The organism is Streptomyces sp. NPDC044984 (assembly GCF_040646935.1).
Classification (GTDB): Bacteria; Actinomycetota; Actinomycetes; order Streptomycetales; family Streptomycetaceae; genus Streptomyces.
In genome coordinates, this window is the sequence record NZ_JBEZBE010000058.1 from 16875 (window position 1) to 31460 (window position 14586).

The 14586-nt window shown below is 72.7% G+C and carries 11 protein-coding genes; 10 read left to right on the forward strand and 1 reads right to left on the reverse strand.

Features of this window, described 5'->3' with window-relative positions:
* The first annotated feature begins 23 nt into the window (after positions 1 to 23).
* Genes AB0A94_RS36290 through AB0A94_RS36305 form a run of 4 tightly spaced genes read left to right on the forward strand, consistent with a single transcriptional unit; the run spans position 24 to position 3660 of the window.
* On the forward strand, positions 24 to 686 hold the full coding sequence (locus AB0A94_RS36290) for a hydrolase (RefSeq protein WP_361750976.1): 663 nt from the start codon (positions 24 to 26) through the stop codon (positions 684 to 686).
* 46 nt (positions 687 to 732) lie between these two features.
* Positions 733 to 1269: a DoxX family protein gene (locus AB0A94_RS36295; protein ID WP_361750978.1), complete on the forward strand. Its 537-nt coding sequence runs from the start codon at positions 733 to 735 to the stop codon at positions 1267 to 1269.
* Complete coding sequence (locus AB0A94_RS36300) at positions 1250 to 1987, forward strand: YoaK family protein (protein WP_361750979.1); 738 nt, start codon at positions 1250 to 1252, stop codon at positions 1985 to 1987. The genes AB0A94_RS36295 and AB0A94_RS36300 overlap by 20 nt, the downstream gene beginning before the upstream one ends.
* Positions 1984 to 3660 carry an MFS transporter gene (locus tag AB0A94_RS36305; RefSeq protein ID WP_361750981.1) on the forward strand — a complete coding sequence of 559 codons (1677 nt, stop codon included), beginning with the start codon at positions 1984 to 1986 and terminating at the stop codon, positions 3658 to 3660. The genes AB0A94_RS36300 and AB0A94_RS36305 overlap by 4 nt, the downstream gene beginning before the upstream one ends.
* Before the next feature lie 248 nt (positions 3661 to 3908).
* Here AB0A94_RS36305 and AB0A94_RS36310 read toward each other — a convergent pair whose 3' ends face one another.
* Positions 3909 to 4745, reverse strand: coding sequence for an alpha/beta hydrolase (locus AB0A94_RS36310; RefSeq protein ID WP_361750982.1), 837 nt, complete (start codon positions 4743 to 4745; stop codon positions 3909 to 3911).
* A gap of 430 nt (positions 4746 to 5175) precedes the next feature.
* On the opposite strand from AB0A94_RS36310, the gene AB0A94_RS36315 reads away from it, so the two are divergent.
* The 6 genes from AB0A94_RS36315 to AB0A94_RS36340 all read left to right on the forward strand — a co-directional run bounded on the left by AB0A94_RS36315 (position 5176) and on the right by AB0A94_RS36340 (position 14480).
* Complete coding sequence (locus AB0A94_RS36315) at positions 5176 to 5901, forward strand: alpha/beta hydrolase (protein WP_361750983.1); 726 nt, start codon at positions 5176 to 5178, stop codon at positions 5899 to 5901.
* A gap of 576 nt (positions 5902 to 6477) precedes the next feature.
* On the forward strand, positions 6478 to 9222 hold the full coding sequence (locus AB0A94_RS36320) for an AAA family ATPase (RefSeq protein ID WP_361750985.1): 2745 nt from the start codon (positions 6478 to 6480) through the stop codon (positions 9220 to 9222).
* Between the two features lie 87 nt (positions 9223 to 9309).
* Positions 9310 to 10035: an alpha/beta hydrolase gene (locus tag AB0A94_RS36325; RefSeq protein WP_361750987.1), complete on the forward strand. Its 726-nt coding sequence runs from the start codon at positions 9310 to 9312 to the stop codon at positions 10033 to 10035.
* 188 nt (positions 10036 to 10223) lie between these two features.
* Positions 10224 to 11477 (forward strand): ABC transporter substrate-binding protein, encoded by a 1254-nt coding sequence (locus tag AB0A94_RS36330; RefSeq protein WP_361750989.1) that lies wholly within the window; start codon positions 10224 to 10226, stop codon positions 11475 to 11477.
* Between the two features lie 238 nt (positions 11478 to 11715).
* Entirely contained in the window at positions 11716 to 12732 is a 1017-nt protein-coding gene (locus AB0A94_RS36335; RefSeq protein WP_361750991.1) for a helix-turn-helix domain-containing protein, read from the forward strand.
* 377 nt (positions 12733 to 13109) lie between these two features.
* Positions 13110 to 14480, forward strand: a complete 1371-nt coding sequence (locus AB0A94_RS36340) for a hypothetical protein (protein ID WP_361750993.1) — start codon at positions 13110 to 13112, stop codon at positions 14478 to 14480.
* Positions 14481 to 14586: the final 106 nt, after the last annotated feature.

Below are 14586 nucleotides of genomic sequence, written 5' to 3' on the forward strand. Positions count from 1 at the left end.
ACCCTTCACCGAAAGGCACACCCATGGTCGACATCGCCGAGGTCACCGCCGCCCCCAGCCCCGACCTGCTGACCCCCGGCAACTGCGCGGTGCTGTTCGTGGACCACCAGCCGCAGATGTTCTTCGGCACGGGCAGCGGCGACCGCACCGCGATCATCAACGCGACCGTCGGTCTGGCCAAGGCCGCAAAGGTCTTCGACGTCCCCGTCGTGCTGAGCACCGTGGCCGCCGAGTCCTTCTCCGGCCCGCTCATGCCGCAGCTGGCCGACGTCTTCCCCGACCAGAAGATCATCGACCGTACGACGATGAACGCCTGGGAGGACGCCGCCTTCGTCGAGGCCGTCAAGGCGACCGGCCGCAAGAAGCTCGTCGTCGCCGGCCTGTGGACCGAGGTCTGCGTCGTGCTGCCCGCGCTGTCCGCGCTCGCCCAGGGCTACGAGGTCTACGTCGTCACCGACGCGTCCGGTGGCGTCAGCCCCCAGGCCCACGAGCACGCCGTCCAGCGGATGACCCAGGCCGGCGTGGTGCCGGTGACGTGGCTGCAGGTGCTGCTCGAGCTCCAGCGCGACTGGGCGCGTACGGAGACGTACCTGCCCGTCATGGACGTCGTGAAGGAGAACGGCGGCACCTACGGGCTCGGCGTCGTCTACGCGCAGGCCGTCATCGGCGAGCACGCCGCCGGCTGACCCGCTCCTCTCGGTCGACGACGGACGTCAGGAACGGGCGAACGCAATGGACAGCGGACTGTTGGTGCTCCGGCTGGTGGTGGGACTCCTCATCGCGGGGCACGGAGTGCAGAAAGTCAGTTTCCGGCTGGGCGGCGACGGGCTGGCCGGGGGGACCGAGGAGTTCCGCCGTGACGGCTTCCGCGGCGGCCGGCTCACCGCCGTAGCCGCGGGTGGCAGCCAGATCGGTGCCGGCCTGTTCCTGGCGGCCGGCCTCCTCACCCCCCTGGCGGCGATGGCCGCCATGGGAGTGATGACGGTGGCCGGCACCGTCAAGTGGCACAAGGGCCTCTGGGTGCAGAACGACGGCTACGAGTACCCGCTGGTCCTCGTAGCCGTCTCCGCGGCGCTGGCCCTGACCGGCCCGGGGCGCTGGTCGCTCGACCACGTCCTCGGGTCGTACCCGTGGCCGCCGTGGCTCTCCGTCGCGGCGCTCGTGATCGGTCCGGGCAGCGGTCTGCTCACCCGCCTGATGCTGGGGCGTCCGCCCGCACACGGCGACAGGACGAAGGAGGGGGCGCCGCATGCGCAGCCTGCTGACTGACGCGGCCCGCACGCTGGTTCCGCCGAAGGGAGACCGGCACGGCCCCCTGCCGCCGCTGATGCTGACGCTCACGGTGGTGACCGGGCTCATCGACGCGGTGAGCTACCTGGCGCTCGGACGGGTCTTCGTCGCCAACATGACCGGTAACGTGGTCTTCCTGGGCTTCGCCCTGGCAGGCGCGCCAGGCCTGTCGGTGGCCGCGTCCCTCGTCTCGATGGTGTCGTTCCTCGTCGGAGCGCTGACGGGAGGGCGGCTCGGCACCCTGTTCGCCGCGCACCGCGGTCGGCTGCTGACGGTGGCGACGACCGTCCAGGCCCTGCTGGTCGCGGCGACCGTGATCGCGGTCGCGGCTTCGCACGGCGAGGTGACCGGCTCCGTCCGGTACACGCTCATCGTGCTCCTGGGCCTTGCCATGGGCTTGCAGAACGCGGTCGCCCGGCGCCTCGGAGTGCCGGACCTGACCACAACCGTTCTGACCCTCACCCTGACGGGTCTTGCCGCGGATTCCCCGACGGCCGGTGGGGCGGCCCCCCGGCCCGGCCGCCGTGTCCTCTCCGTCCTGGCCATGTTCGGCGGGGCCCTCGTGGGCGCCTCGCTCCTGCGGCACGCCGGGCTTCTCCCCGTCCTCGGTTCGGCACTGCTGCTGCTCGTGGTGACAGCGGTGGCCACCCATCGCCTGTCGACCGCTGAGCCCGCCTGGGTCAGGCCACCGTCATGAGGCTCGTGGACGGTTCGGCCTGGGCACCGCTGGCAGCGCGTGTCTTCCGCGCGTTGTGGATCGCCCAACTGGTGTCCAACACCGGCACCTGGATGCAGACGGTCGGCGCCCAGTGGCTCCTCGTCGGGCACGGCGCCGCCCTCGTGACGCTCGTGCAGACCGCCTCCAGCCTGCCGGGCGTTCTGCTCGCCCTGCCCTCCGGCGTGCTGGCCGACCGCTACGACCGCCGTCGGGTGCTCCTGGCCGCCCAGTTCGCCCTGCTCGCCGTCTCCACCGCGCTGGCCGTGCTGGCGTTCCGGAACGCGCTCACCCCAGGCCTCCTGCTGGCCCTGACGTTCCTCCTGGGCTGCGGCACCGCGTTGATGGGCCCGGCCTGGCAGGCCGTTCAGCCCGAGCTGGTGGAACGCGAGCAGTTGGGGCAGGCGGCCGCGCTGGGAGCCGTGAACATGAACCTGGCCCGTGCCGTGGGCCCGGCCCTCGGCGGTGCGGTGGTCGCGGCGGCGGGCACGGGCTGGGTCTTCGCCTTCAACGCCCTGTCCTACCTCGGCATCACAGCCGTACTGATGCTGTGGCGACGGCCGGTGACACGACGGTCCACCGCCCGGGGCGAAGGACTGCCGGCGGCCGTGCAGGCGGGCCGCCGCTATGTCCGGCACGCTCCCGGCGTTCGCCGGGTCCTGCTGAGGACGGCGCTGTTCATTCCGGGCGGGGCCGCCCTGTGGTCGCTGCTTCCGCTGGTGGCGAGCCGTTCCCTGGGACTCGGCCCGGGCGGGTACGGCCTCCTGCTCGGCGTGGTGGGCATCGGCGCGGTGGGCGGCGCCTTCGTCCTGCCGGCGATCCGGCGCGGGCTCGGCGCCAACGGCACCATCGCCGCCGGGACAGTCGTCTTCGCCGGCGTGCTGGCTCTCCTGGCCACGGTCCGCGTCCCCTGGCTCGCCGCGGTCGCGCTCCTGCCCGCGGGGCTGGCGTGGATCGGCGTGCTGTCCACCCTCAACGCGGCCGTTCAGCAGCGGCTGCCCGGCTGGGTCAGGGCCCGGGGGCTTGCCGTCTACCTCGTGGTGTTCCAGGGCGGGCAAGCACTGACAGCACCGCTCTGGGGGGCACTGGCCGACGGGCTGGGGCTCACCGCTTCCCTCCTGACCGGCAGCGGGCTGCTGGTGGCAGGGGCCCTGAGCGTGCGCCGCCGGCCGCTGCACACCATGGACGGGGTCGATCCGAGTCCGTCCGACCACTGGCCGGCCCCGCCCCTGGTGTTCGAACCCGGACCGGCCGACGGTCCGGTACTCGTGACGGTCACCTACCGGGTCGCCCCCGAGAACTGGGCCGCCTTCACCGACCGCATGGCGCACGTGGCCCGCTCACGGCGCCGCACGGGAGCCCTGACCTGGGGCCTCTACCAGGACGGCGGCGCTCCCGGCCGGTTCGTCGAGAACTACCTGGTCGCGTCCTGGTCGGAGCACCTGGCCCAGCACCACAGCCGGCTCACGGCCACCGACCGCCGCTTCGAGGAGCAGGCTCGCCGGCTGCTCGTGGAGGGCACCGCACCCGAGGTGGCCCATGCCTTCGATGCCGCCGCAGGGCCCGTTGTGACCGCGAGGACGTCACCGGAGCCGGACAAGCCGGCCCCCCGGTCGACGACGTCCTCGCGTCACAGCCGGTGCGGGAGCGCGTAGTCCTCCACCGCCGGACCGGCGCCCTGGCGGATGTCCTGCCCGAACCGGGGACGGACCGGGCCGGTGTTCCGCGACCGGGCCCTGCCGCGGGGGACACCCGCGGCAGGGCGGGCCGACGGCGGTCTCCGCCGCCGAGTGGCACACGCCGACCGGTCACGGCTCCTGTCATGAACGCTCTGCGACGTCAGGATCCGGCTTGCGGGCCTCGCCGGGCGGGCCTGCGGCGAGGTCACTTCCCCAGGAAGGGGTCACTTCCCCAGGAAGGCGAGGAGCGCGGCGTTGACCTCCTCCGCGTGGGTCCACAGCAGTCCGTGCGGGGCGCCCTCGATCTCCACGTACTCGGCGGACGGCAGTGCCCTGTGGAACGGCCGCCCCGTTGCCTCGACCGGCAGGATCCGGTCGCCCGTACCGTGCAGGATCAGGGCCGGCACGTCGATGGCCGGTATGTCGGCCCGGAAGTCGGTGTACCAGGTGGACGGCGCGGCAGCCGCGGCGAAGAAGCCGCCGGCCGCCGCGACGTTCCAGCTGTTGCGTACGGCCTCCTCGCTGATCCGGGTGCCGAGGTTCTCGTCGAGGTTGTAGAAGTCCTCGTAGAAGTCCGTGTAGTACGCGTAACGGTCCGCCTTGACGGCCGTGACGACGCCGTCGAAGAACTCCTTCGGAGCGGCCCCGCCGGGATTGTCGTCGGTCTTGAGCAGGCAGGGCTCCAGCGAGGCCAGGAAGGCGACCTTGGCGATCCGGGCGGAGCCGTGGGCGGACACGTACCGGGCGACCTCTCCGGTGCCCATGGAGAAGCCGACCAGGACGGCGTCCCGCAGGTCGAGGGTCTCCAGCACGGTGTTCAGGTCGGCCGCGAAGGTGTCGTAGTCGTACCCGGTCGTCGGCTGGCTGGACCGCCCGAAGCCGCGGCGGTCGTACGTGATCACGCGGTGGCCCGCCTCCAGCAGCGCGGCGCTCTGCCGTTCCCAGGAGTGTCCGTCGAGCGGGAAGCCGTGGATGAGGACGACCGGCTGTCCGGTGCCGTGGTCCTCGTAGTAGAGGTCGATGGTGGTGGAGTTCTCCCGACCCACGGTGATGTAAGGCAAGGCCTCTTCCTTCGTTCGGTGTGACTGGTGCGCGCGCGGAGCCGCGCCCCGGCTCGACGAGGCGGGGCGCCGTGCGGACGGGTTCGGCTTTCGGCGGCCCGCGCCCGGGCGTTCGCGGCACGCGCGGCACGGGACGGCGTCACGCTAGGGCGGACGTCCTGCCCCGTGTTGTTCTCGAGTGCACCGCTTCTTGCCCGGCAGTGCGAGAAGGAGGACGCGCCCCGGCGTACTGCCGCGCGAGGCCCCGGGTGTCCTTGACCGCGGCCCTTCCGGACGCGGAGGGACCTCAGACGGTGCACCTGCGGACAAGGCGTCTGCACGGGGCGCCTCTAATGTGCTGTCCACACCCGTGGCCCGTGGTCCCGGCTCGGACCTCACCCGGCCTCCCGGACCGCCTCGGCCGATCACCACGACACCAGGGGGTCGTGCCATGTCCCGTACCGGCGGCCCGACCGTCGTGCTGGTCCACGGAGCCTTCGCCGACGCCTCCGGCTTCGCCCGTGTCATCCCCGAACTGATCGCCCGCGGCCTGGACGTGACGGCCCCGGCGGTACCCAACCGCGGTCTGCTCGGCGACTCGGCCTACATCGCCTCGATCGTCCGTGGGACGGACGGCCCGGTCGTCCTGGTCGGACACTCCTACGGCGGTGCCGTGATCACTGTCGCGGGCGTGGAGGACAACGTCCGAGCGCTGGTCTACCTGGCCGGCTACGCCCCGGACGAGGGCGAGAGCCCGGAGGAGCTGCAGCGCGGCTTCCCGGACTCCGAACTCGCCGCCGCGCTCGTCCACACACCCTTGCCGATCGACGGCTCCACCACTGCGGGCACCGACGTGTCGGTCGAGATCGACAGGTTCCCGTCCGTGTTCGCCGCCGACGTCGACCCGCGCATCGCGGCCGTTCTCGCGGTCTCCCAGCGCCCGCTGGCCGCGCAGGCCCTCGCCGAGAAGGCGCCGGCGGCCGCGTGGAGGACCAAGCCGTCCTGGGGCCTGGTCGCCACAGCCGACCGCGCCGTCAACCCCGAGGTGCAGCGTTACGGCTATGAACGGGCCGGTATGACCGTCGTCGAGGTCGACTCCTCCCACCTGGTGATGGTCACCCGCCCCGAGCGCGTCATCGAGTTGATCGAGGAGGCCGTCCGGGCCACCGCCCGCTGAGCCGACCTCCCCCCTCGGCCGGCTTCCGGCCCCGCGCCGGCCCGCGACGGCAACGGCCCCTCTCGGCGTCCCGGCTCGTCCTCCTCGCCCCAGCGCCTTCCGGTCCACGGTCTCCTGCTGCTGGACACCGAACGGCGGGACCACGGTCGGGCAGCCGTCCAGGCGCACGCGGGGAACGGTTAGAGTGCGCTGAGAGGCACATGCCCACCAGCGCATCGCCGCCCGCAGTCGCTTCGCGGTCGGCGTGCCGACGACGTGAGCCGTCCCGGTGTGCCCCGGCCGGACGCGGTGCCGGGCCGGCAGCTCGCGCGGTGGGCGTCGGTCTCTCACACGACCGGCTGGAAGGCACCCATGACACTGGTGATCGAGACGGCCCGGTTCCCGGCCCGCGGGAACACGGGACGCCGCTGGATCCGGGGTCGCTCCACGCCCGTCGAGCCGGTGATCGCCCCGGACGGGACTCCGGCGACGCGAGGCAGGACGCCGGGAAGCCGCGGCCTGCGGGAGGGCGACGCCGCCCGTCGGCGTGGGCGGAGAGCGGCTTCGGCGGGTGAGCGCGCACGGGGCGGGTCCTGAATGGCGGGATCAGACGGTCCGCTGTCCCGCAGCGGTCTGCGCGGCCGGGAGGCCGAGCTCGGAGAGCTCGAGGCGCTGATCACCTCTGTGGCCCGCGTGGGAAGCGGCGGGTTGGCACTCATCCAGGGCGAACCGGGCATAGGCAAGACCACGCTGCTCGCCGAAGCCGTCTCCAAGGCCGGGGCGGCGGGCTTCTCCGTCGGTGTCGGCAAGGCCGACGAGCTGCACCACATCGTGCCGCTGTCGTCGTTGGCGGCCTGTGTCCTGCAAGGCGATCGACCACTGCTGTCCGGTGATGCCTTCGCCGATCTCGCCCGCAACCACGACCAGCGGATCTGGCTGGTGGAACGCCTGGCCGAGGCGATCGAAGCCAGAGCGGGCAGCGTGCCGGTGCTGATCGGCCTGGACGACGTGCAATGGGCCGATCCGCTGAGCCGGTTCGCCCTGCAGCAGCTTCCGACGCGGCTGCGGACCTCGCCGGTGCTGTGGATGCTGACCGGGCGACGGGAGCCCGCGGGCCCGGCGGAGGAGATCGCCGCGGCCGCGGCCGGGAACCTCACCACGGTCACCGTGCCCTTGGGCCCCCTGACCGGCGCGGCCATCGCCCAACTGGCCGACGACGCACTCGGGGCGGCGGTCGACGAGCGGGTACGGGAACTGCTCGACGGAGCGGGCGGGAACCCGTTCCTGGCCGTCGAGATGCTCGCGGGCCTGCGCACCGCCGAGGCCTCGGGCGACCTCGTGCCCCCGGGGCTCGTGGTGGGGGTGCGCGGCAGACTCAGGTCCCTGAAGCCCGACACACTGCGCTTCCTCCAGATGGGCGCGGTCCTGGGACGCAGGTTCGGCTTCCACGACGCCGCCGCGCTCTGCGGCCGGCCGGCCGCCACACTGATCGCGGCGCTCGAGGAAGCCGTGCGCGCGGGGCTCCTGGACGACGACGGTGACCACCTCGTCTTCCGGCACGACCTACTGCGCCAGGCGGTCTACGCCGACATCCTGCCCTCGGCCCGGAAGGCCCTGCACCGAGAGGCCGCTCGCGGCTTCGTCGCCGCCGGCCACCGGCCGATCGACGCGGTGCCGCACGTCCTCCGGGGCGCCCTGCCCGGAGACGAGGAGGCCGTGGCGCTGCTCCAGCGCGCGGCCGACGACGTACTGCCGGTCACACCGGACCTCGCGGCCGACCTCATGACGCGCGCCCTGGCACTGGTGCCGTCGGCACGGCCGTCGAGGTTCACCGTGGGCGAGCAGACGGTGCTCTGCCTGACCCGGGCGGGCAGGAGCCGGGACGCCCTGTCCACGGGCGACGGGCTGCTGGCCGACCGGCCACCGCCGGAGGTGTTCAGCCGGCTGCAGGCCGCCCTCGGCGGGACGCTGTGGAACATGGACCTCGCCGGTGAGTTGCGCCGCCGGACCGAGGCCGCCCTCGCCATGGGAGGCGCCGCCCCGGAGATCGCGGCGAGGCTGGCCGCCCTGCGCGCCCTGGCCCTGTCCCGGGACCACGATCTGGCCGCGGCGCGTGAGGCCGGCGAGACCGCGCTGCGTGCCGCCACCGCGACCGGTGACCGGGAGGCACACGTCCTGGCCCTGTCCGGGCTCGGTGAGATCGCGCAGAACGCGGGTGAGAACGCGGTCGCGCTGGAGCGCTTCGCCGCGCTGAGCGCCATCGATTCCGCCTTCCTGCCCGAAGAGATCGTCGCGCACCTGCACGTGGACGACTTCGAGTCCGGGCGACGGCTGCTCCGGCAAGCGACGGAAGCCGGGGCGACGCGTCAGGCGATGCTGCTGTGGGCCCAGGGCCAGCACGATCTGGGCCTCGGCCGGCTCGACGACGCCGACGCCGATTTCGCGACCATGGAACGCCTGGAGGACGAGGTGCGGGTACCGGTCCAGCAGGTGAACGGCCGCGTGATCCGCTCCCGGATCGCCCTGCTGCGCGGCGACCGGGAAGCGGCGCGGGAGCATCTGAGCGCGGCGCGGGACGGGCTGGCGGCCAAACCGAACCCGGGCAACACGGCCGCGGTGCGCTTCCTGGAAGCGGTCCACGCCGAGGCGGACGGGGACATCGGCCTTTCCGTCGACAAGGTCCGGCAAGTGCAGCAGGAAGGATCCTTCATGCGCTGGCGGCTCCTGCGCGACTGGGTCGACTCCGCGATACGCATGGCCTTGAGCGGCGCGGACCACGAGCTCGCCGAGGACCTCGCCGCACAGGCCGAGGCCCACGCCGGACGCAACCCCGCCGTGCCGACCGCCACGGGCATCGCGGCACAGGCCCTCGGGCTCGTGAAGAACGATCCCGCCATGCTCGAACGGTCCGTGGAACTGCTCGGCACGAGCCCTCGCCCGCTGGTCCGGGCAGCCGCGTCCGCGGACCTCGGACAGGCGCTCCTGGCGGCCGGCCGGACACAACGGGCGGTGGCCGCGCTGACGCACGCCCGTGACACGTTCGCCGGGTCGGGCGCCCACGCCGCGGCGGCACGTGTCCAGCACGCCCTGAAGGGTGCGGGAACAGCCGGCCGCAGGGCGGCGACCGTTCAGCGCCCCGTGCAGGGATGGGGAGCTCTCACGGCCTCGGAGAAGAAGATCGCGCGCCTCGTCGCCCAGGGCCACACCAACCGGTCGGCCGCCGACCTGCTCGTCGTCTCCCCGCACACGGTCAACACCCACCTGACGTCCGTCTTCCGCAAACTGTCGGTCAACTCCCGGGTTCAGCTGGCCAACCTGGTCATGGCCCTGCCCGACGACTGAGGGGATCCGCTGGTACGTTCACGCGATGCCGTGCCGCACCCGGACGCGCTTGACTGGGACGTTCCCCTACAGCCGGAGGTCACAGGCATGCACGGATCCAGCTCCTCACCGCCGGCCGTCGTGCTGGTGCACGGCGCGTTCGCGGACGCCTCGTTGTGGGCGGAGGTCGTCAGCCTGCTGCACGCCGACGGACTGACCGTGCGCGCCCCGGCGAACCCGCTGCGCGGTCTGGCGCAGGACGCCGCCCACATCAGGAGCATGCTGCGGGACATCGACGTGCCGGTCGTCCTGGTCGGCCACGACTACGGCGGCGCGGTCATCACCCAAGCCGCCGCCGACAACGTCGTGGCCCTGTGCTACGTCGCGGCGTTCGGCCTCGACGCGGGCGAGTGCGTCCTGGACGTCACGAACCGCTTCGCCCCCGCGCCGGTGGCCGACGCGACCGTCACAGCCGCTCTGCCCGCTCGGATTCCCGGCGGCCCGGACCACGAGCTGTACATCCGCAAGGAGCTGTTCCCGCAGGTCTACGCCGCCGACCTGCCGCCCGGCGTCAGGGAGTTGCTGTCCGTGGTGCAACGCCCGATCGCCTGCAGCGCGCTGACCGGTCGATCGGGACCGCCGGCATGGACCTCCGTGCCCTCCTGGTACGCCATCGCGACCGCCGACCGGGTACTCAACCCCACCGCCCAGCGCTTCATGGCACAACGCATGGCGGCCACCGAGTACGTACTGGACGGCTCACACGCCGTCGCGCTGTCGCAGCCCGACGCCGTGGTGGCGATGATCCGGGAAGCCGCCGGACGGGGACGATGACCGCGGCGGCGACGGCCTTCGACGGAGCCGCGAGGAGGCCGGGTGCCCTGCGGCGTCGCCCATCGGGGGTGTTCAGGGCGCGTTCGAACGGCGGACGCCGGTGTGGACTATTCTGACGGCTCCCGGGGTCCGCCGTCCTCGCGGCGCCGACCCCGGTCCGCGGACAGTCACTCGACGAAGGCACTCGCATGACCCCACCGGCTGGACGGCCGGCGCGCCGCATCGCCGCTCGTTCGGTCGCAGCCGCGGCGTTGGCACTGGCCACCACCGGGTGCGCCGACGGAACCGGTACCGGGTCCGCCACCGGCGAGGTCACCTCCATCACCGTGCTCGACTACTACACCCAGCGGTCCGAGCACACCCAGTGGAACGAGGTGCTCACCGCGTGCGGCAGGACCGCCGGCGTCAGGGTCGAGCACACGAGCGTTCCGCCGGCGTCCCTCGTCCCCAGGGTCCTGCGGCAGGCCTCGTCGCGGACCCTTCCCGACCTGTTGATGCTGGACAACGCCGACCTGCAGCAGATCGCGCAGACCGGCGCGCTGACCCCGCTGGACCGGTACGGCATCGACACCACCGGCTTCGCCGAGGGCATCCTGTCAGCGGGCACGTACGAGGGAGAGGTGTACGGGCTGGCCCCCTACGTCAGCACGGTCGCCCTCTTCTACAACAAGGACATGCTCGCCGAGGCCGGTGTCGCCGTGCCGAGGACCTGGGACGAACTGAAGGAGGCGGCCGCCGAGCTGACCCGGGACGGGCGCTACGGCATGGCGGTCGACGCGAGCGCCACGTTCGAGAGCAGCTGGCAGTTCCTGCCCTTCCTGTGGTCCAACGGCGGGCACGAGAAGCGACTGGACACCGAGCAGGCCGCCCAGGCACTCCGCCTCTGGGTCGACCTGGTGGAGAACGGATCCATGTCGAAGTCGGTGCTGAACTGGACGCAGGCCGACGTCCACGACCAGTTCGCCGCCGGCCGGACGGCCATGATGATCAACGGCCCCTGGCGGATCGCCGCCCTGGACGGCGACGAGGACCTGCACTGGGGAGTGGCCCCCGTCCCTGTTCCCCGGGCGGGGCAGGACCCGGTCACGCCCCTCGGCGGCGAGGTGTGGACGCTCCCGCAAGGCCCTTCCGAGGAGCGGCGGAAGAAGGCCGCCGAGGTCCTCGCCTGCCTGAACAGCCCCTCGAACACGCTCACCCTGGCCAAGCAGCACTTCACCGTGCCGTCCCGCACCGCGGTCGCCGACCGCTACGCCGAACAGGACCCGGTGATGGCCGTCTTCGTCAGGAGCGTGGAAGGAGCGCGCGTCCGCACCCGCGAACTCGGCGTCAGGTGGCCCAAGGCGGCGACCGGGATCTACACCGCGATCCAGTCCGCGCTGTCGGGAGAGCGGACACCGGAGGAAGCTCTCAGGCACGCGCAGCAGATCGCGACCGGTGACTGACCGGTCCCTCGACTTCCGGACGGACACCGGCCGGCCCGGTGGATGTCCGTCGCGCCCACCGCCCCGCTGCTCGTCGCCCCCCGCGTCATGTCACCGCCGGCGCCGGCAGCGGAGCCGTCGGGCGAGGGCGGTTCCTTCCCGGTCCGGCCCTTGATCCAGCGGGTTCACGCGATGTGCCGCCCCCCGGCCGGCGGGCACGGTGTCGCAGCAGGCACACCCCAGTCGAAGGGCGGAGACCATGGCGCCGGATGTCCAGGAGAGAAGCACCCCCGGCAGCTTCCACACCACCGATGCGCTGCCCGCCCGAGGCAGACGGGCCTACTGGCGCGAAGCCCTGTCCCGGACATTCGGCGCCGTGGACATGACTGTCCCCGACGAGGTGTACTCCGGCATGATCCGGGCGACGCCGCTCGGCCGGCTCCAGGCCGTCACCGTGGACGGCGACGGCCTGTCCGCCCTGCGCACGCGCCGGCTCGTCACGCAGGACGGCCAGGACGAGTACGTGGTGGTCAAACTGCTGGACAGAGGAGTCGCCCGCCTGGAGCAGGACGGCCGCGACGCACTCCTCGGACCCGGGGACGTCTTCGTCTACGACATGGCACGCCCCGTCCGGCTGGATCTTCCCCAGTCCTTCCGGACCAAGTCCCTCGTCCTGCCGAGAGACGTGCTGGGCCTGAGCGAGTCCGACGTGGCCCGCATGACCGCCTGCCCGGTCGGCCCCGACACGCCTCTCGGCGGTCTGCTCTCGCCCTTCCTCTCCGGACTCGTGGACGGCGCCGGAAACTACCTGCCCCGCACCGGCGAGCTGATGGCCCGTAACGTCGTGGACCTGCTCGGTGTGCTGGCCGACGAGGTCCTGGGCCGGACGACCGGGGAAACGCCCGGTGGGAACCGGGCACTGCTGCTGCGGATCCGGGCGTTCATCGACCGGCATCTCGCGGATCCCGATCTGACCCCGCAGGTCATCGCCCGGGCCCATCACATATCCCTGCGCTATCTGCACAAGTTGTTCGAGAGCGAGGACGCCACGGTCGGCCGGCTGATCCAGCGGCGTCGCCTGGAGGCGTGCCGACGCGACCTGGCGCTCCACGGGAACACCACGATCGCCGCGGTGGCACACCGGTGGGGGTTCATCAGCGCCGCGCACTTCAGCCGGGTGTTCCGGGCCGCCTACGGGGTGTCCCCCCGTGAGTGGCGCGGCACCCGGGACGTGACGCCGCAGGTCCCGTCATCCGCACGGCTCGTCGACGCCTGAGGTGCGGAGGCGGCGCCCTTCTCCACGAAGCCGGTGTCGTCGGGGATCAACACACCGCTCGGGTGGCCGAGTCGTCCGGTCACGCACGCTTGCGGGCCGTCGCGCAGGCCATCGGCGTCCCCACGGCTGCGGGAGAACAGGTACCGCGTGAGCCGAACCCCCGCCGCACTTCCCACCCCCAGGCCGTTGACCAGGACAGATGCAGAAGTCCGGCTGGAGCGCCGGCGGTACGGAGCACCCCCCGGGCGCCGGCCACGGGACAGGCCGCGAGGGCCGGAAACCGGGGCGCGCCGGGCTTCCCCGCCGTGTGATGATCCTTCCGGTGTGCCGGGGCTCCCGGCGCGCCAGTCGCCTTATCACACCCTTGGGGGGTAACGATGAGCCTGTTATCTGCCGGACGCCCGGTACGTCTCAGATCCGGCGCCGCCGTGGCGGTGGCGGCGGGGCTGCTGACGGCCGGCCTCGCCGCGCCCGCGTTCGCCGCCGACGACCCGCCGCAGACCGACCAGCTGTGGATCAACACGCCGTACGAGCAGACGCTGCCGACCGGCACCGACGGCGGTCAGCCGCAGTCCCGCACCCTCGGCGTCGGCATCTACCACGACAACGACAACTTCACGGTGACCGACGGCAGGCTCACCATCGACGTCTCCGGCCTCGCCGGGGTCGCCGAGGTGACCTGGTCCGACAACTGCACGCCGGGCGGCGCCGGCGCGGTGTGCGACATCCCCGTGGTCCCCGCGATCGGCGGCGACTACGAGGACCAGGTGTTCCTGACGGTGCGCGCGGCCGACGGCGCCGAAGTCGGCGCGCAGGGCAGGATCACCTACGAGGCGACGGCCACCGGTGGCCCCGACGGGACGCTCACCGCGCCGCACGACAGCTTCGACACCACGCTCACCGTCGGCGCCGGACCCGACCTCGCGATCGACCCCGTCGCCGACATCGAGGACGGTCTGCCCGGCGACGAGCGGACGATCCCGTTCAAGGTCACCAACAACGGCAACGAGAGCGCGAACGGGTTCACCGTCAAGCTGTACGCCTCGTACGGCCTGACGGACCTGACCCGGTACGACGCCTGCGCCTACACCACGGCGGACGGCGGCGACTACGCACCGTCGAACAAGGCGGTCTGCACGTTCGACCAGGTGCTGGCGCCGGGCGACTCCTTCGAGCTGCCCGAGCCGCTGACGGTGCGACTCGCCCCGCACGCGCTGAACGAGCGGCTCGACATCGACGTCGAGCCGGGCGGCGGCGCCCAGGACATCGACTCCGACAACGACTACACGGCTCTCCAGATCGGCGTGGAGAACACCGCGGACTTCTCCGTGACCGGTGACACCGTCTCCGGCGCGGCGGGCGAGACGGTCACGGCCGAGCTCACGTTCAAGAACGACGGACCGGCCTGGTTCGGCAACCTCGGCTCCGGCGACCCGGTCGCCGAGGTCCGGCTGGTCGTGCCCGAGGGCACCACGGTCACCGGCGTGCCGTCCGGCTGCTCCCCGCGCACCCTGGACGGCGGCTACCACCCGCAGCGGACGGGCGCCCCGCGCTACGACTGCGGCCTGCCGTACTGGGTGCTGGAGGACACCCGGCGCACGTTCGCGTTCTCCGTGCGCGTCGACACCGTGGTGCCCGGCGCGACCGGTGCCGTGAGCATCCACCCCCCGTACGGCGAGTTCGGCGAGTACCCCTTCGACTTCGACCCGGACCTCACGGACAACACGGCGGTCCTGACCGTCAACTGACCGGCCCGCGGGTTCGGGGCAGCCGCCCGGGCGTCGGCGAGTTCGCCGACCGTGATCTGGTGATCGAGGCCGTGGTCGAGAACGAGCAGGTCAAGACCGAGATCTT